The organism is Nitrospirillum pindoramense (genome assembly GCF_007827955.1).
GTDB lineage: Bacteria > Pseudomonadota > Alphaproteobacteria > Azospirillales > Azospirillaceae > Nitrospirillum > Nitrospirillum amazonense_B.
The window spans coordinates 158,710-176,899 of sequence record NZ_VITR01000008.1; the positions used below are offsets into that span (position 1 = coordinate 158,710).

Here is an 18,190-nt window from a genome sequence, read left to right on the forward strand (position 1 = left end):
GCAACGCTATTTCTATATTTTATTGTATTGGAATTTCCATTCCGCCGACCGGCGGAATCAGGACAGCCGCAGGCGGGGCGTCAGCATGAGGCAGAGGAGCGCGCCGAGGGACGGCATGACCGCCATCGGCACGATCAGGGCCAGGGCGGAAACGACGGCCTGACGGTCACCCGCCCGCCACACCAGGATCTCGCTGACCACCAGGATGGCGATGGCGCATCCCACCTTGATGCACAAGGTCAGCAGCCCGAACACCTGCGTGGGCGCCAGGTGCCGGCCGGACAGGGCGGGCGACGCGGCGCAGGCCCCGGCGGCGGCCCAGAGCAGCATGCTCAACCCCCCGAGGCCCGCCCCCAGCAGAAGGGCGGCGGCGGCCGTCAGGACCAGGCTGTGCGCGCCGAACAGCAGGAAGGTCAGGGCCCCGGTGATGGCCATGGCACCGGAGGCGCGGAAGGCCGACGACGGCGTGGTGCGCTCCACCACCGTGGTCCAAAGCGGCTGGCCCGCCAAGCCGCCCAGGGCAACGCAGGCCATGACCGTTCCCCGCGCCAGGGAGGAGGTCAGGACCGTGGCGGCGAAGTAGGGCTCCAGCCGGGTGAACACCGACGCGCAGGCCGCGAGACCACATTCGGCGGCCAAAACGCTGATCAAGCCCATGGGCAGGCGCACCGGCAATGACGGACGCCGCATCGTCCCCTCTGGGGACCGCGGCGTCTCCGCGCCCGCTGTCCCACCCCGCGCCGCGCGCCAGAACCAGCCGGCACTCACCATGCCGAGGCTCCACAATACCAAGGCGAAGACGGTGAAGGCCCGCGCCTTGTCCGTGGCGCTGCCGGCCAGCAGCAAGGGCGCGGTCACCGCGATGGACAGGGTGGCCAAGCCGGCACCGACGAAGCGCAAGGCGGACACGTTGGTGCGTAGCCTGTCGCTGGCGATCATGCCCAGGACGGCGTTCTGCGGCACGTCGTACAGGGCGTAGGCCAGGCGGAACACCAGCCCGGTCACCAGGGCGTAGACCAGGCGCCATGCCTCCGGCACCAGGCCCGTGGCCAGGAACAGCAGCAGGGCCGCCCCCGCCAGGATGCTGCCCGCGAAGTGCAGGCGGGCGGCGGCGGATATGGTTCCCGCCAACCGGCGCAGCAGGTGTCCCATCACCATGTCAGTGGCGCCGTTGATCACCAGCGACAACGCAAGGACCACGCCCATGGCGCGCGGCGGCAGACCGCATGCCTCGGTCAGGAAGTAGGCGAACAGCAGTTCGCTGCTGTACCAGACCAGGCTTTTGCCGTAATGGCCGACGCCATAGGCCCGCCACAGGGGCGTCCGCCATAGCGCCGCCCATCCCCCGCTCCAGGCTATCCCCCCGCCGGCCATCGGCCATGCCCCCAGCATCATTCCGCCGGCACACTATCCCCGCCAGGTTACAGCGGTGTGTCGGGCGCTTCCCACGGCATGGGGGACTGCTCACACAAAAAAGGCGTTGCGCAACGGCGTGACGGCGGCCCCCAGGGCCACGGGATCGCCCGGCGCCTCCGCCACGACCACCTTGGGCGAGGGCGGAGGCCGGTCCCGGCGATGGTTCTGCTGCGGCACGACGATCTGGTCGACCAGGGCCTGGGCGATGGACGGCGGCAGGCGGCCACCGATGACGACCATGCCGGGATCGATGCTGTAGGCCAACAGGCCGCACAGCACGCCAAAGGAATGCTTGGCATGGTCCAGCCATTGCGAGACGCCAGGCCAACTGATGTCGATGGTCTGCACCATGTCCTCCACCGTGGCGAAGGCATGGCCATGCTCCTTCAGGCAGGTCTGCAGCAGATCGAGGTTGGTGTAGGTGACGCCCGCCAGGGTCCAGACGCCGCCGAACTCCCCGGCGTTGCCGTGCTGGCCGCGAAAGGGCTTGCCATCGGCGATGATGCCGCCGCCAAAGCCGTTGGTCAGGTGCAGATAGGCGAAATTCCGGCAGCGGCGGCCGACACCGAACAGGTTCTCGCCTATGGCGGCCACCGTGCCGTCATTGTCCACCCGCACCGGAAGACGCAGCGCCTCCTCCAGGATGGGCTCGATCTCCACCAGCGCCCAATCGTCCAGATAGACCGGCGGATTGAACAGCTGCCCCTGCCCGACATAGAAGCCGGAGATGCCCACCCCCATGCCGACCAGGCGACGGGGATCGATTCCAGCCTCGTCCGTCAATTCGCGCATGAAGGCGCGCAGCTTCTCCAGCACCACCGGCCGCGCCATGGTGGGCATGGCGGCCCGCCGCTGGCCGCGCACCGTGCCGGCGAAATCCATGAGGGTCATGGACAGGGCATCGCCCAGCATGGACACGCCCAGGGCATAGGCGAAATCCGGATTCAGGCTGACATGGACGCTGGGATGACCCGGCCGGTCCGCCTGCCGGGCGGACAAGCGCACCAGGCCATCCTGGTGAAAGCCCTGCAGCAACCGCGTCACCGTGGGCTGCGACAGATCCAGCGAGCGGGTCAGTTCCGCCTGGCTGAGCCCCCCGCTTTTGAACACCAGGTCAAGCAGGCGCCGCCCACCGTCGCTGACCGGGCGGGCGACGGAGACGACGGGCAAAGCGGGGTCGAGATCGGAAAACGTCTGCATGTAAACAGGCAACCGCGGCAGGAGAGGACCGCCTCATAGAGACATAAGCGCGCGCCGTCATCAAGGCGTCATACATTCTGTATAGTATGCATGCTGCATACATTACAGCGCCGAGCGCGGCCATGGGGGCCAGCCCCATGGTTCAAAGGCCGGAACAGGCCAGGGGAAAGAAATGAGGTTGGGGATCATGCTCTGTGATGGTCGGCGCAAGCGCGCCTTGATGGGAACCGCGTTGTCCTGGGGGCTGCTGCAGGCGGTGACGGCCTGGGCGCAACCGGCGGACACGCCAACGGGGGCGACACCGGCGGCCGCGGCGCCGGCCGATGCCACCGATAACGTGGAGGAGATCATCGTCACCGGCGTTCGGCGATCGAACGCCAAGGCGATCGACACCAAGCTGAACACCCCTGGCGTCACCGACGTCATCAGCGCCGACGACGCCCAGGCCCTGCCGGACCGCACCATCGTCGAGGCGCTGCGGCGCGTGCCCGGCCTGTCCGTCCTGCCGGCCACCGACAACGAACACCCGCGCGACGAGGCGGCGACGCCCGTCATCCGCGGCCTGGGCCCCGCGTACAACAACGTGACCATCGACGGTGTGCCCATCGCCAGCCCCGGCACGCCCAACGGCAACCTGGGCTCCATGGGGCGCGGCGTGCGGCTGGACATCCTGCCCACCTCCATGATCAGCGAACTGCAGGTGACCAAGACCTTCACCGCGGATCTCGACCCCAACGCCGTGGGTGGCGCCATCAACCTGAAGACGCGCAGCGCCTTCGACAATGGCGGCCGTCCCTTCTTCACGGCAGAGGGCGCGCTGGGCATGGCCAACGACCACGGCCAGCCGCGCAGCCAGGACCCGCTGGGCCGGCGCATCAGCGGCACGGGCAGCATGACCTTCGGCCCCGACCACATGTTCGGCGTGGTGGTGTCGGCCAATTACCAGAAGCTGGACAGCTTCACCGACACCCACATGACGACGGACACGGTCCATTACAACTTCTACAACAGCGCCGGCGTCCTGCAGAAAAACAACAACCTGGGCAACGGCATCGCCGTGCCGCAGCAGGACAAGTACTGGTACGTGGAAGACAGCCGCCAGCGCGTGGGCGCCACCACCAAGCTGGAAGCGCAGCCCACGGACACGCTTTATGGCTTCCTGACGCTGGGCCATTACCGCTTCGTCGATACCATGGAACGGAACGAGGTCATCCTCGATCCGCGCAACACCGGCACCGTGTTCAATCAGACGCCCACCTCGGGCAGCTATCCCGGCGGCGACGTTGAGGTCGGGTTCGAGCATTCCAACATCATCACCACCACCAACCTGGCGCAAGCGGGGCTGGACTGGCGGCCGGCCAACAACCAGGTGCTGTCGGTGCGCGGCGACATTTCGCGGTCGACCTACCGCGAGCCGTTCGACATGGTGAAGTACATGACCGGGTTGAGCTATCCCGCCCCCGGTTCCGCCGGCGCCATCAGCGCCAACGCGGCCAAGCCCGCCTATGGCTTTACCTACGACACCAGCCAGTTGAACCAGCAGTTCGCCATGGCGCCCAGCGCCTATTACAACCTGTCGAACTACAGCGGGCTGTACTGGCGCAACGCCAAGCGCTCGGCCGATGACGACATCAAGAACACCCGGGCCGACTACCGCTACAACATGGGCCCCAAGGACCAGGGCCTGGGCTTCGCCGTGGGCGCCAGCTTCACCGACGACCGCCCCGACTACAACGTCTGGCGTAATGATTGGGAGCCGAACAACACCGCCGGCAGCCTGTTGCTGATCAACGCCGCCGGCCCGGCCGGGGCGCCGATGAAATATTCCCAGGGCCTGAACCTGTTGACCATCGACCCGGCCAAGGCCTGGGCCGCGTTCAACGCGAACCCGTCCTGGTTCAACCTGACGGACCAGTCGTCCTTCAACAACCAGGACAACTTCAAGCACACGGAACAGACGGTGGGCGCCTATGCCACCGTCGCCTACGCCTTGGACGATTTCCACGCCCAAGTGGGTCTGCACAACGACAGCACGGACCAGGACACCATCAGCCGGGCCAAGATCTCCGGCGCGTGGACGGACCTGAAGACCAGTTCCAGCTACGATTACCTGCTGCCCTCCGCCCTGGCCAGCTACGACATCACCCGTGACATGGACGTCCGCGTGGGCGCCAGCCAGACCATCGGCCGGCCCAGCTATGACAGCTACGCCGCCCGCACCTCCATCAGCTTCACCAACGCCTCCGACCTGGGCAACCCCAACGCCACCGGCGTGTCCGTCACCATCGGCAACCCCAACATCAAGCCGCGCCTGTCCACCAACGTCGATCTGGCCTTCGACTACAAGCTGCCTAACGAGGGCGGCGGCCTGCTGTCGCTGGCCTTGTTCAACAAGGACATCAAGGACGAGATCTTCACGGCCAGCTCCATCGGCTACACCTACCAGGGTGTGACCTACAGCAACGCCGTGGTCTCCACCCCGCAGAACGCCAGCAACGCCTCCATCCGGGGCGTGGAGTTGAACGCCATCGTCAATTCGCTGGAATGGATCCATCCGTGGCTGCGCGACTTCGGCGTCAGCGGCAACTGGTCGTTCATGCAAGGCGAGCTGTCGGTGGTGCAGTCCAGCGGCGCCACCCGCACCTTGAGCCGCCTAGTGGGCCAACCCAACCAGACGCGCAACGTCCAGGTGTTCTACAGCGATAGCGATTTCGAGGTCCGCCTGGCCTACAACCGCCAGGGCAAGGCCCTGCGCTCCATCGTTCCCGACATCGCCTGGCAGGATCTCTACTGGGCCCCGCGTGAGCAGCTGGACTTGCAGGCCAGCTACAAGGTGCGCGACAGCGTGACCGTGTTCGGCGAGGCCAGCAACCTGACCCACAGCCGCCTGACCAGCCTGGTGGGCCCCAACCAGAACCTGCTGAAGGACAGCTACTCCGTCCCCACGGTGTTCTGGGTGGGGGTGCGGTTCACGCCCGACCTGTGATCGTCCATTATCCCCGGGGGGGCTCGCCCCCCGGGGATTCTTCCCCTTTTCGACGCGAGATTTCCCGTGCGGCCCACCCGACGCCACCTTCTCTCCGCCGCTGGCGCCGCCGCCCTGCTGGCGCCCATCCACCGCGCCCTGGCCCTGTCCCCGCCGGCTGGCAGCGGCAGCCTGGCGGACATCCGCCATGTCGTCATCCTGATGCAGGAAAACCGGTCTTTCGACCATTACTTCGGCACGCTGCGCGGCGTACGGGGCTTTCATGACCGGGCGACGGCACCCGGTAGCAATGGCGACATCTGGCGCCAGGCGGACGGCAAGGGTGGCCATGTGCGCCCCTTCCCCCTGGATGGGGCCTCGACCGCCGCGCAGAACATCGCCTCACTGCCCCATTCCTGGGTGGACGGGCACGCCGCCTGGAATGGCGGTCGCAACGACAATTGGGTGCCGGCCAAGGGCGCGCTGACCATGGCGCATTACACCCGCGCCGACATCCCCTTCCACTGCGCGCTGGCCGACGCCTTCACCATCTGCGACGCCTTCTTCTGCTCCACCCCCAGCGCCACCAATCCCAACCGCATCCATCTCATGACCGGCACCACCGACCCCTTGGGCTTGGCGGGCGGCCCGGTGCTGAAGCAGCCTGCGGAGGGGCCGGACTTCCAGCCTCTGAACGGTCCGGCCTTTTCCTGGACCACCTATCCCGAGCGCTTGGAGAAGGCCGGCATCTCCTGGTGTGTGTACCAGGGGGTGGACGCGGACGGTCCCTTCACCATCGATGTCCAGGACATGATCCGGCCCCGCCACCGGCCGGCGGTGGATGAGAACGACGGTGTCAGCTGTTTCAACGCCCTGCGCTTTTTCGCGCAGTTCGCCCATGCCCCGGTGGGGTCGCCGCTGCACGCCAAAGCGATGACCCGCCGCCCGCCCAGCGTCTTCGCCGCCGACGCCAAGGCGGGCCGCCTGCCCGCCGTCTCCTGGCTGATGCCGCCGCACAACCATTCCGAACATCCGCGCTACGCCCCGCTGGACGGCGCCGCCTACATCGCCACGGTGCTGGAGGCGCTGACCGCCAATCCGGAGACATGGCGCCATACCGCCCTGTTCGTGCTGTATGACGAGAACGACGGGTTCTTCGACCATGTGCTGCCGCCGGCCCCGCCGACGGCGCCGGCCGGCGGCCTGTCCAACGTGGACTTGACCGGCGCGGTCAACACCGGCGACGGACAGCCCTTCGGCCTGGGCGCCCGTGTGCCCATGATCGTCGTCTCTCCCTGGACCACCGGCGGTGCCGTCTGTTCCGAGGTGTTCGACCACACCTCCGTCCTGCGCTTCCTGGAGGCGCGGTTCGGGGTGACGGAACCCAACATCAGCCCTTGGCGCCGGGCGGTCTGCGGCGACCTGACCAGCGCCTTCGACTTCGCCCGGCCGGCTCAGCCCCCGGTGACGGCGCTGCCCGACACACGGGGCTATCGTGCCCAGGTGGAGGCGCAGGCCCACAAGCCGGACCCCACCCCCGTGCATCACAATGCGCCCCTGCCCCAGGAACCGGGGCAGCGCCCGGCGCGGCCCACGCCCTATGACCTGGCCGTGGATTTGGAGACGGGGGCGGATGGACGGCCGGCCCTGGCCTTCAGCAACCGGGGCCGGGCGGGGGCGGTCTTCCATGTGTTCGATCGGTTGGCGCCCGGCGTCAACCCCGCGCGCCACACCCTCTCCCCCGGCACCAGCCTGTCAGCCCCCCTGCCCCTGCATGACGCCCGGGGATGCGACATCCTGGTGCTGGGTCCGAACGGCTTCCTGCGCCACCTGACGGCCAGCGTCGACCTGATCGGCCGGCTGGCCCTGGCGGCGGCGGCCCAGGGCGCGGATCTGACGCTGGCCCTGGCCGTGGAAAACCACGGCGGCGACGTCCTGCATCTGCGCCTGGACGACGGCGCCTATGGCGCGGCCAGCGTGACGGCGACGGTGGCGGCCAAGGAACGGCGCCCGTTCGCCTGGCACACGGCCGCCAGCGATGGCTGGTACGACGCGACGCTGGCCCTCACGGGGGCGGGGGGGGAACTGCGCTGGCGCCTGGCTGGCCATATCGAAACCGGTGGCATCAGCCGGTCCGATCCGGCTTGGGGGGCCTATAGCTGAAAGAGGGGTGCGTCCCGCGCGTCATCCTGAGATAAGAGCGCGAGGTTACCCCCGCGTGAATGAGCAGTCTCATGGATATCGTGTCGACGCCGGCCGCCGCCGGACGGGGCGCCCCCGCAACCAGCGTCCCGGAGGGCTTCTGTTCCGCCAATGAGCGGCGCCTGCTTCGTCTCATCCGCGAAAAGGGCCCCATCTCCCGGGCCGACCTGGCCCGGGAAACCGGTCTGACCCTGCAATCCATCGTGCGGCTGGTCGCGGCCCTGATGGAGCGCGACCTGGTGGTGGGCGGTCCCAAGGTGCCGTCGGGCCCGGGACAGCCCAGCCTGCCCATCGAGATCGCCCGCGACGCCGCCTTTTCCGTCGGCGTTTCGATTATGGACGACGCCCTGTCCGCCGTGGTGATCGACCTGTCGGGGCGCGTCAGGGCCACGCATGAGGAATTGTTCGACACCGCCGACCGTGGCCGCGTCACCCGCCATCTGGGCAGCATACTGAAAGATCTGTCTGGCGCCGGCGGCTTCGACCGCTCCCGGCTGGTGGGCGTGGGCGTGGCCATCCCCGGCTTTTTCGTCGACAGCCGGGGAGCGGTGAACGCGCCCCTGGTCATGAACGACTGGGCGCTGACCGACCTTGAGGCCCATCTGGGCGCGGCTCTGGAACTGCCGGTGTGGATCGAAAATGACGGCAGCGCCGCGGCGGCAGGCGAAAGCGTCTATGGCGCCGGCCAGCATCACCGCAGCTTCGCCTACATCCACATCGCCTCCGGCCTGGGCGGCGGCGTCGTGCTGGACGGCAAGCCCTGGCGGGGACGCAACGGCAACGCCGGTGAATTCACCGGCACCTTGCCGCCCTCGACCCGGCCGGACCGCCCCACCCTGCGCCTGTTGCTGGACCTGGTGAATGCCCAGCCGGGTACGGGCCGCCCCTTCCCCTCCGTCGGCGCCCTGGTCCAGGCCTTCGATCCGGAGTGGCCAGCCGTGGAGACGTGGCTGGCCCGCACGGGGGAGGGTGTGTCCGCCATCCTCTCCGCGGCCGCCGCCGTCCTCGACCCCGACGCCATTGTCATCGGCGGTCGCATCCCGCCCGGCTTGACCCTGCGCCTGATCGAGCGGGCGCACTTCTATTCCGTGCCGGTGCGGGACCAGGACCGACGCTTTCCCACCCTGGTGGCCTCCCGCACCGGGGGCGACAGCGCGGCGCTGGGGGCCGCCACCCTGCCCTTCCTGCATCACTTCTTTTGAAGCCGGCCGCGCCGGAAGTCGTGTCATGGAAATATCATAAATTGACAGATAAATAGTAACTCATGGTGAGTTATTTATTCCTTCGAGCCATCGGGGGAGCCACCATCATGACCACGCACCGCTTTTCGACCGCCTGCCGTCTTGCCTTGCTGACCGGCTGCGCCCTGGTGGCGCTGCGCCCAGCGCCTGCGCTGGCCCAGACGGCCGGCGGGGATGATGACTTGCAGGAGATCACCATCACCGGGCAGCGCACATCCAACCTGCGCGCCACGGCGGTCAAACGCGACGCGGTGCAGGTGCTGGACGCGGTCTCGGCGGATGAGACGGGGACCCTGCCCGATTTCAACGTGGCCGACGCCCTGAAGCGCGTGGCCGGCGTCAACGTCCTGATTTATCAGGGCGAGCCGCGCTTCGTGACCATCCGGGGGTTCGACGCCAACTATGACACCGTGACCATCGACGGCTTCACCTTCGCCACCCCGGACAGCGGCGGCCGGCAGGTCTACATGGAAACCCTGCCGTCCAACCTGGCGCAGCGGATGGAGGTGTACAAGTCCGGTTCCCCCGACCTGGACGGGCATGCGGTTGGCGGTGTGGTCAACCTGGTGACGCCCAGCGCCTTCGACTTTCCCGACGGCACCACGGTGGTTTCGGCCAAGGGCGGCTACAACCTCCAACGCGACGATGCCGGCGGGCGCACCCCGGCGGGCGAGGGGCAGGTGCGCTCCTCCTGGCAATTCGGCCGGGATGACCAGTTCGGCCTGCTGGTGTCCGCCAGCTATTGGGAACGGGATATCTTCGTCCCGCAGGAGGAGACGGCCGCAGCCACCAACTGGTACCAGGCCAACGGCAAGCCGGCGGCGACGGCCTATGGCGGCAATGGCATCGCCGTGCCGGCCGGCCGCCTCTGGTACAACTACCAGGATGACCGCCGGCGCCTGGGCACCAGCGCCCGCCTGGACTGGAAGCCCAGCCCCCAGCTGAGCGCCCACCTGTCGTCCTTCTATTACTATCAGCATGAGACGGCGGTGCGGAACGACCTGAACGCCGCCGTCAACGCCGGCGCGACGGACGCCGGCCAGACGGAAACCAGCGGCACCTTGTCATCGGTCAACCAGTACGCCCAGAGGGCCAACCTCAACTTCACGCGCAAGCTTTGGGGCGTGAACAGCGGCGCCAGTTACACCTTCGCCGGCGATCTGGTCGCCGATTTGGGCGGCAGCTGGTCCCGCGCCTTGCTGGACAACCCGCAGATCTTCGACCGCTTCACGCAGAGCAATTTGGCCTTCACCTACGACACCAGCGGCGACGCGCCGCTGTTTACGGCCGTGGACGGCGGCAAGGCCCACAACTGGGCGCTCTATAATCAGAACTACCGCCAGTTCCAGGACTATCAGCTGGGTGAGAACGTCTTCGACGTCCAGGCCAGCCTATCCCGCCATGTCGGGCCGGAAGACCGGGGCCTGGGCTTCAAGGTGGGCGCCAAATGGGTGGGCACGCGGCAGGACAACAGCCTGACGCAGACCACCTACAACGCCGGCGGTTATACCCTGGCCGACGCCTTCGCCGGCCAGTACACCTGCGGCTATACCTGCAACGATGGCGGCATCCCGCTGATCAGCCAGACCCTGGCGGACCAGGCCTTCCGGCGCAGCTACGCCAAAGTGGCCGCCGCCTATGCCGGCTCCGCCGCGCAGACCAGCGACACCGCCTCGGCCCTGGGCGGCGATTACCGGGTGAGCGAGGATATCTACGCCGGCTATGGGCTGCTGGCCTATACCGCAGATTGGGGACGGGTACAGGCCGGCGCCCGGGTGGAGGGCACGCGCTTCACCTCCGACGGCTATGTGAAGACCAATGGCGTCATTGGCCCGGCGACGTCGGACAAGAGCTACACCACCCCCCTGCCCTCGATCACGGGAACGGTGCACACCAGCGATGACAGCCAGTTGCGCCTGGCCTACAGCCGCACCCTGGGACGGCCCCGCTATTCCGACCAGGCCACCCACGGCGGCTCGCTCTCCACCACCGGCGCCATTTACACCCTGTCCCAGGGCAATCCGGACCTGAAGCCCCGCCTGTCCGACAATATCGATGTCGCGGAGGAATGGTATCTGGACCACGGCCGGGGGCTGGTCTCGCTGGGCGGATACTACAAGACCATCCATAATGAGATCTTCACCTTCACCCAGACGGAAACGCTGCCGGTGAACGGCGTGAACGCCCCGGTAAACGTCTCCGAGGCGCGCAACTCCCCGCATGACGCCATCGTCAAGGGGCTGGAGTTCAATTTCATCCACGACTTCGATTTCCTGCCGGAGCCGTTTTCCGGCTTCGGCATCGCCGCCAATGGCATGATGTCGTGGACCAGCTTCCCCATCATCCTGGGCGACGGCACGGTGGTGGACCGGCATGAGCTGCCGCAGCAGGCCAACCGCGTCTTCAACGTCTCGCTCTACTATGAAGGCGAAAAGCTGCATGGCCGCATCGCCTGGAATCACACCGGGAGGATGTGGGACGACCGTTATTCGAACCTGACCGGGGCGGCCGTCTACTACCAGAACCGCGACTACATGCCGGCCGACCGCTTGGACCTGCAGTTGTCCTACGATGTCAGCCACATGCTGTCAGTCAGCGTCACCGTGCAGAACTTGACCGGCGAGGACGTGCGGGAAAATGACGGCCGCGACCTGGAACTGGGACGGCAATATATCGGCTTCGCCCCCACCGTCATGCTGGGCGCGGCCCTGCGCTTCTGACGCCCCTCATCAATTCGGAAAACCAAAGGCCACCGATGCCCGACCCTGATACCGTCCGCCGCGCCCTGCTGGGCGTTCTGGGCACAAGCCTGCTGGCCACGTCGGCGCGGGCGCAACCGACCGGCGACGGGTCGTCCCGCCCCGACCGCCCACCCGATGTGGGCCGCAAGTTCTGGCCCGATGGCCGGGTGAAGCCCTTCATGGGCAACACCATCATCTGCCATCTGCCGCAGCAGGGGGAAAACGCCGCGGCCTTCGGTGCCCTCCTGGACATTTATCGCGAGGCGCCGGCCCACGCTTTCAGCCGCAAGATCACCTTGCTGCCGCCCTCCAGCTATCACATGACCGTCTTCGGCGGCGCCAACGATGTGGAACGAAAGTCCGGGCTGTGGCCCAGCACCATCCCGCTGGACGCCCCCATGGCGGACTGCGACCACTTGCTGGGGGATCGGCTGCGCGCCTTCGCGCTGGACTGCGACCTGCCGCTGCGCATGAGGGTGGACCCGGCGGAGCCCGCCCCCGGCGAGGGCCCGCTGACCCTGCGCCTGCTGCCGGCCGACGCGGCCGAGGATCGCAAGCTGCGCATCCTGCGGGACCGCCTGTCCGCCTGCCTGGACATCCGCGCGCCCGGCCATGACCGCTATCGCTTCCACATCACCATCGCCTATCAAATCGATTGGCTGACGGCGGCGGAGGAGCAGGACTACCGCGCGGCCCTGCGGCTGTGGAAGGCCCGGCTGCGGGACGCCAGCCCCCTGATCCTGCTGGGGGCGCCGGAATACTGCACCCTGAAGGACATGTTCGCCTTCCAGCGCCAGTTCTTCCTGGCCTGAGAGCCTGTCCGCGTGTGCGGTATTGGCGCCGCACTATTCATTGCGATAGCGCAGCAGCCAGAAAATAGTCGGAATTTGGCCTGGTAATAAATTTCGTTTATCTTTTCTGAACTGCAATGCTATGCAGCGTCAGGCGTTCTGCGGCGTGATGAGAAAGACCTATTCTCATTCCACTTTACTGATCATTATCCGGGATAAACTGTTCCAGAACCACCAGGCTACCAGGCCCTATGCCCGCAATACGAGAGACGATATTGAGTATAATGTGTCATATTCCGGTTGAGATCAGCTTATTGGGCTGCCGATTTGGTCGCCGCCATCGATAAATCTTGGCATAATGAGTCCAGACCAGCCGGGCATGACGACGTAGACAGCGTCTTGATGCGGTCCAAATCCCGGGTGTCCAGCGTGGCGTCAACGTGGCGCAGTACGAAGTCCTTCAGTTGTGCATGACGCTGGATCAGCGTGCCCAACTGAGGCAATGTCTTCCAATGGTCGACCAACAGCCGCGCCACGGCCTCTGAATTGCCTTCGGCGATTTCACCGTCGTCGCAATGCCCGTACTTGGCATAGGCGTCGTAGACCTTGGCCCAGCTATTCATCTGGTCGACCATTTCGTCAGCCTTTTCCGCATCCTTCGGAGTGCAGGTCTTTCCGTAAGCCGGTATCATGCTGAACAGCGCTATACTGACCGCAGCGCATGCGACGGCGGTGATGTTGGTCCGTATATGGCTGGGTCCTTGCATGCACCAAACCTCAATGACGTGGTCGGCATCCCGTACCCGATAAGCCCGCCCCAGCCACGCAACATTCTCCGTGAGACTATTCCTTACGGTAGCGCAACAGCCAGATGATAGTAGAAATTTGGCATAGGGCAGCTAAGCTCGTGTCATAGACTGCCACAAATCGCTCTCCCCCTCCCGCTGAAACCTGGAGATTGGCGAAAAATAAAGATAACACGGCAATTGTTGCTATAATCTCCATTATAAAAATAGAGATAATTGCATTTCTGACCACTTCCTGAAAGCGAGCAGGCACTTTCTCCCAAAAAATTAATCTAGGAGAATATAATAAAATTATCATGAGCATGAACGCGAAAAATGTGACTGCATCGTCATTTGGATGAATATTCAAATTCCCCATAAAACTGTTTACCAAAATCGGGAGACCCAAAGCTGCGACAGCAAAATTGAATATGTACCAGCTTGTTGGCTTTTTACCAATAGATTGATCATTATTTGGGATCATCTCTTCACCGCTGCACTGTGTATCTGAAGCCTTTGTGAAATTCCCCGTAAGCGGGCTTCTTTTTCTTCCTCCTTTAAATTGGTTAGATGCTCGTTAAAAAGCAACGCCCACCCACCAGTGGATGCAGCCCGTGGAGAAATTTCAAGCGCGAAAGCAATTTGAATTTTATTGGATATTTCTCGGGAACGAGCGTGCGCCCGCTCAGCAACATTCGCAAAACGTTCGGCACGCGCGCTATTTGACGTGCGCGCGGCCATATTTTCCGCCGCACGAGCAGTATTTTCCAATTTATATATAGCACGAGCCTCAGAAATTTCTCGCCAAACTTTGGGAAGTCCTGCAGCAAAATCTGGAAGAGTCAACAGAGTAGCGATAATTCTATATTTCTCCGTTTGCTTCTTGTAATTCTCTGCATCTTCTTCATTGCCCTGAAGTTCCATTCCATAAGCGCGACCATCAGCATAGAGCAGATATCCACTAGCACCTAAGGCGACCAGACCAAGCATACCCAATCCGGTTGGGATTAGAATTAAAGAAGTTGCCACACAGAACACATCGATGGCGATGCCCATCGTATCGTCATTATGCGAAAAAGCTCTATCAATAACACGATTAATATTCCCAGACATTGCCAACTGGGCCTGGGTTTGCACCAGATCCGATTGGACCTGGGCTTCCATGCAGCGTTCTATAAAGGCTTTGGCCCTCCCCCAGAAACCTGTTGGCGGCGCAGGTTTCGGCACGGCTTCAGGAATATGGCTCCAATGAAAAACTAAAACATCTCCGAATCCATCTGCATCCAGTACCGGTGCGCGCAAAGGATATAAATATCCGTTGGAAGCCCAGCTAATTCCGACAGCCGGGCCACATGCATGGTCTACAAACATCGATAGATGGCTAGCGGCATCCTGCTGATCACGATAGGGGCCCCAATTACTATCTAATCCATAAGCCATGGCGAATCTCCGACCAGAGCTAGAACTTTATTCTTACATGCTCACGCAAACCCTGCGGGCAAAATGCCCGCAGGGTTGCTGCTACTCGATCAAGCCGACTTGGTGGTGGCCAGGTCGTAGGAGGCGATGATCGGGGACTGCGGATTGTGCTGGCTGTCGTACGGAGTGTACTTCATCTCCACCTTGGTGAAGTTCAGCACGATCTGCTCTTCCGGACGGTCGCTGGACGCCGAGATGTTGTAGGACGAGATCAGGGTGTTGGTCAGGGTGAACTCGATGTAGGTGTCACCCGGGTTGCCGGCGGTGACGATGTGGATCTTGGCGGTCACGCCCGTGCGACCGCTGCAGGCCTGGGAGAACAGCTTCACGGAGGAGCTGTCGCTGGTCTTGGTCAGGACGACTTCGCGCACCGACGGCTCGGACCCTTCGCGGTTGGCGGTGGCGCCAGCCAGGGTGTTCATGGACCGGGTCACGCCCCACTGCAGGGTCTTGATGTCGGTCCACTGCTGGTGGTTCTGCTGGGTGGCGTCGCCGGAGATGCCGTCGATCTGCAGGTAAATGGGCATTCGTAGTTCTCCTCACTTCATGGACTTTGGTTGAACGCGGGTTTGCGTCGATGCACCGGACTGGCGGGCGGCCAGCGGCCGGTGCGGTAGGTACGGTGCGCCGGGTGACCCCAAGCGGCTTGGGTCCGGGCGGGGCCTTGGCGGCCCTTATTCCGCCGCGGACTCCACCATCGGCCTTTCGGCCAGTGGCACCGTCTGGATGTCGATCCGGAAATCCCCGGCCTCGTCATCCCAATCCACGGTCGCCGCGGCCACGGTGCGCCGGGCGGCCAGGGTTTCCAGAAGGCGCTTGGACAGCGCCGGCATCAGGCTGCGTGACAGCACATGGTCGATGGCGCGGGCGCCAACGTCGCTTTCGCCGCAGCGCGCCACCAGCCGCTCCACCACCGCGGGCGACACCGTCAGGGTGGCGCCGTAGGTCTGCTCCACCCGCTGGCGCAGGCGGCCCAGTTGCAGGCCGACGATGTCACGCAGACGTTCGGCCGTCAGCGGCAGGTAGGGCACCACCGTGACGCGGCCCAGGAAGGCGGCCTTGTAGTGCTTCAGCAGTTCAGGGTGCAGCGCCGCCGACAGGCCCGCCAGGTCCGGCAGGGTCTCGCGATCCGCCGCCAGGGCGGTCAGCAGGTCCGACCCGGCGTTGGAGGCCATCAGGATGGTGGTGTTGCGGAAGTCGATGTCGCGGCCCTCGCCGTCCCGCAGCACGCCCTTGTCAAACACCTGGTAGAAGATGTCCTGCACGCCGGGATGCGCCTTCTCCATCTCATCCAGCAGCAGCACGCCGTAGGGCCGGCGGCGCACCGCCTCGGTCAGGATGCCGCCCTCGCCATAGCCGACATAACCGGGTGGAGAGCCCATGAGGAGGGAGACCTTATGCTCCTCCTTGAATTCCGACATGTTGATGACGGTCAGGCTCTGCTCCCCGCCATACATCATGTCGGCGAGCGCCAGGGCCGTTTCCGTCTTGCCCACGCCGCTGGGACCGGCCAGCAGGAAGATGGCGGGCGGCTTGCGCGGGTCGGCGATGCCGGCGCGCGCGGTGTGCAGCACGTCGGCGATCAGGTGCAGGGCATCGTCCTGGCCCACCACCCGCTGACCCAGACGCCCCTCCAGGCCCAGCACCGTCTCGATCTCGCTGGACAGCATGCGGCCGACGGGAATGCCGGTCCAGCGCGCCACCACCTCGGCCACGGCCTGGGCCGTGACGTCGTGGTGCATCAGCGGCTGCTCGCCCTGATGGTCCGTCAGGTCCTGGTGCAGGCGGGCGTGGCGGCCGCGCAGGGCGGCCACGTCGGTGTCGCTCGCCGGGGCGTCGTCTTGGGCCGACTGGGCGATCTTGGTTTCCAGGGCGCCGCGCACGCCGATGATCTCATCGACCAGGCGGCGTTCCTCCGTCCAGCGCTGGTGCAGGGCGGCTTGGCGCCGCTGGGCGTCGGCCAGCCGCTCGTCCAGGGTGGCGATGGCGTCGCCATGGTCGGCGCCCAGCGCCACCTCCCGCAGCAGGGAAACCTTTTCCGCCTCCAGCCCCTCGGTCTCGCGCGCCACGGCGTCCAGGGCCTCGGGTCGGCCGGCCTGGCTCATGGCCACCATGGCCGCCGCCGTGTCCAGGACGCTGACGCACTTATCGGGCAGCTGCCGGCCGGTGATGTAGCGGTGCGACAGGTGCACCGCCGCCCGCACGGCCGCGTCCAGGATGCGCACGCCGTGGTGCTTCTCCAGCGTGGGTACCAGGCCGCGCATCATGGCGATGGCGGTGTTCTCATCCGGCTCATCCACCTTGACCGGCTGGAAGCGGCGCACTAGGGCGGCGTCGCGCTCGATATAGCGCTTGTATTCCGCCCACGTGGTGGCCGCCACCATGCGCAGGGCGCCACGGGCCAGATCCGGCTTCAGCAGGTTGGCGGCGTCGCCCTGCCCCGCCTGGCCACCGGCGCCGATCAGGGTGTGCGCCTCGTCCACGAACAGGATGATGGGCTTGATCGAGCCCTTGACCTCGTCGATCACGCCCTTCAGGCGGTTCTCGAATTCCCCCTTAACCCCGGCGCCGGCCTGCAAGAGGCCGAGGTCCAGCGTGCGGATGCTGACCTCGCGCAGGGCGGCCGGCACCTCGCCCGCGGCGATGCGCAGGGCCAGGCTTTCCACGACGGCGGTCTTGCCCACGCCGGCCTCGCCCACCAGGATGGGGTTGTTCTGCCGGCGGCGGGTCAGAATGTCGATCACCTGCCGCACCTCGGCGTCGCGGCCGGTGATGGGGTCGATGCGGCCCTGGGCCGCCTCCGCCGTCAGGTCGATGGTGTAGGCGTCCAGGTTGGGGGTGCGCCCACCGGGCTTGGCGGCCGAGGCCGGGGCCGCGCCGGGAGCGCCGGCCGCGGGCATCTCCGCCTCGATCAGGGCGTCCAGCGCCGGCGGGTCGATGGCCTCCAACGCGGCCGCCAGGTCACCGAAAGCCAAGGCGCCCTTGTCGTCGGCCACCAGGGCCGCCAGCAGGTGCAGGGGTGACACGGCCCCTGCCTTGAAGCGCAGGGTGGCCAGGAACCAGGCCTCGCGCATCAGCGACACGACGCGGGGCGAAAAGGCCGGGGCGCGGCTGCTGCCGGTGCGACAGCGGGCCAAGCCCCGGTCCAGCGCGCGCTCCAGCGCTTCCGGCGACAGCCCGACCTTGGGCAGCGCCCCGCGCAGGCCCGTATCCGGCCGGTCGAGCAAGGCGTGCAGCCAATGCTCGATTTCGATTTCATAGTGGGTCTTGGCCATGGCGCCGCCGGCGGCGGCTTCAAGCGCCCGGCGGGCCGTGGGGTCCAGCCCATCGACCAGTGTCCTTAGATCCATCGAATCCATGTCAAGACCCG

At 65.7% G+C, this 18,190-nt stretch carries 12 protein-coding genes; 5 read left to right on the plus strand and 7 right to left on the minus strand.

Translation table 11 applies throughout. The features are described 5' to 3' along the window. Positions 1–57 precede the first annotated feature (57 nt). Positions 58–1,395: an MFS transporter gene (locus FBZ90_RS15070; protein WP_145733423.1), complete on the minus strand. Its 1,338-nt coding sequence runs from the start codon at positions 1,393–1,395 to the stop codon at positions 58–60. Positions 1,396–1,464: 69 nt separating this feature from the next. Next, positions 1,465–2,616: an ROK family transcriptional regulator gene (locus tag FBZ90_RS15075; RefSeq protein WP_145733426.1), complete on the minus strand. Its 1,152-nt coding sequence runs from the start codon at positions 2,614–2,616 to the stop codon at positions 1,465–1,467. A 187-nt stretch (positions 2,617–2,803) separates the two neighbouring features. Between FBZ90_RS15075 and FBZ90_RS15080 the strand changes: the two genes are divergently transcribed. From FBZ90_RS15080 to FBZ90_RS15100, 5 genes are all read left to right on the plus strand, one after another. After that, positions 2,804–5,602, plus strand: a complete 2,799-nt coding sequence (locus FBZ90_RS15080; protein WP_246130431.1) for a TonB-dependent receptor — start codon at positions 2,804–2,806, stop codon at positions 5,600–5,602. A 66-nt stretch (positions 5,603–5,668) separates the two neighbouring features. Next, positions 5,669–7,744, plus strand: a complete 2,076-nt coding sequence (locus FBZ90_RS15085) for a phosphocholine-specific phospholipase C (RefSeq protein WP_145733430.1) — start codon at positions 5,669–5,671, stop codon at positions 7,742–7,744. A 71-nt stretch (positions 7,745–7,815) separates the two neighbouring features. After that, positions 7,816–8,985: an ROK family transcriptional regulator gene (locus FBZ90_RS15090; RefSeq protein WP_186455822.1), complete on the plus strand. Its 1,170-nt coding sequence runs from the start codon at positions 7,816–7,818 to the stop codon at positions 8,983–8,985. 107 nt (positions 8,986–9,092) lie between these two features. Beyond that, on the plus strand, positions 9,093–11,744 hold the full coding sequence (locus FBZ90_RS15095) for a TonB-dependent receptor (RefSeq protein ID WP_186455823.1): 2,652 nt from the start codon (positions 9,093–9,095) through the stop codon (positions 11,742–11,744). Positions 11,745–11,779: 35 nt separating this feature from the next. After that, positions 11,780–12,577, plus strand: coding sequence for a DUF1868 domain-containing protein (locus FBZ90_RS15100; protein WP_145733433.1), 798 nt, complete (start codon positions 11,780–11,782; stop codon positions 12,575–12,577). A gap of 290 nt (positions 12,578–12,867) precedes the next feature. Here the strand turns inward: FBZ90_RS15100 and FBZ90_RS15105 are convergent, their stop codons facing one another. From FBZ90_RS15105 to tssH, 5 genes are all read right to left on the minus strand, one after another. Further along, positions 12,868–13,323, minus strand: coding sequence for a hypothetical protein (locus tag FBZ90_RS15105; protein ID WP_211102059.1), 456 nt, complete (start codon positions 13,321–13,323; stop codon positions 12,868–12,870). A 76-nt stretch (positions 13,324–13,399) separates the two neighbouring features. Beyond that, positions 13,400–13,825: a hypothetical protein gene (locus tag FBZ90_RS15110; RefSeq protein ID WP_145733434.1), complete on the minus strand. Its 426-nt coding sequence runs from the start codon at positions 13,823–13,825 to the stop codon at positions 13,400–13,402. Beyond that, positions 13,822–14,781 (minus strand): hypothetical protein, encoded by a 960-nt coding sequence (locus tag FBZ90_RS15115; protein WP_145733435.1) that lies wholly within the window; start codon positions 14,779–14,781, stop codon positions 13,822–13,824. Before FBZ90_RS15115 ends, FBZ90_RS15110 begins: the two co-directional genes overlap by 4 nt. 89 nt (positions 14,782–14,870) lie before the next feature. Further along, positions 14,871–15,347, minus strand: a complete 477-nt coding sequence (locus FBZ90_RS15120) for an Hcp family type VI secretion system effector (protein ID WP_145733436.1) — start codon at positions 15,345–15,347, stop codon at positions 14,871–14,873. Positions 15,348–15,494: 147 nt separating this feature from the next. Beyond that, positions 15,495–18,170: a type VI secretion system ATPase TssH gene (tssH, locus tag FBZ90_RS15125; protein WP_246130432.1), complete on the minus strand. Its 2,676-nt coding sequence runs from the start codon at positions 18,168–18,170 to the stop codon at positions 15,495–15,497. Positions 18,171–18,190: the final 20 nt, after the last annotated feature.

Coding starts and splice junctions, on each gene's coding strand:
- FBZ90_RS15120 (WP_145733436.1), bottom strand. CDS start 15,347: ATGCCCATTTACCTGCAGATCGACGGCATCTCCGGCGACGCCACCCAG.
- FBZ90_RS15090 (WP_186455822.1), top strand. CDS start 7,816: ATGGATATCGTGTCGACGCCGGCCGCCGCCGGACGGGGCGCCCCCGCA.
- FBZ90_RS15110 (WP_145733434.1), bottom strand. CDS start 13,825: ATGATCCCAAATAATGATCAATCTATTGGTAAAAAGCCAACAAGCTGG.
- FBZ90_RS15095 (WP_186455823.1), top strand. CDS start 9,093: ATGACCACGCACCGCTTTTCGACCGCCTGCCGTCTTGCCTTGCTGACC.
- FBZ90_RS15070 (WP_145733423.1), bottom strand. CDS start 1,395: ATGATGCTGGGGGCATGGCCGATGGCCGGCGGGGGGATAGCCTGGAGC.
- tssH (WP_246130432.1), bottom strand. CDS start 18,170: ATGGATCTAAGGACACTGGTCGATGGGCTGGACCCCACGGCCCGCCGG.
- FBZ90_RS15075 (WP_145733426.1), bottom strand. CDS start 2,616: ATGCAGACGTTTTCCGATCTCGACCCCGCTTTGCCCGTCGTCTCCGTC.
- FBZ90_RS15080 (WP_246130431.1), top strand. CDS start 2,804: ATGCTCTGTGATGGTCGGCGCAAGCGCGCCTTGATGGGAACCGCGTTG.
- FBZ90_RS15105 (WP_211102059.1), bottom strand. CDS start 13,323: ATGCAAGGACCCAGCCATATACGGACCAACATCACCGCCGTCGCATGC.
- FBZ90_RS15100 (WP_145733433.1), top strand. CDS start 11,780: ATGCCCGACCCTGATACCGTCCGCCGCGCCCTGCTGGGCGTTCTGGGC.
- FBZ90_RS15115 (WP_145733435.1), bottom strand. CDS start 14,781: ATGGCTTATGGATTAGATAGTAATTGGGGCCCCTATCGTGATCAGCAG.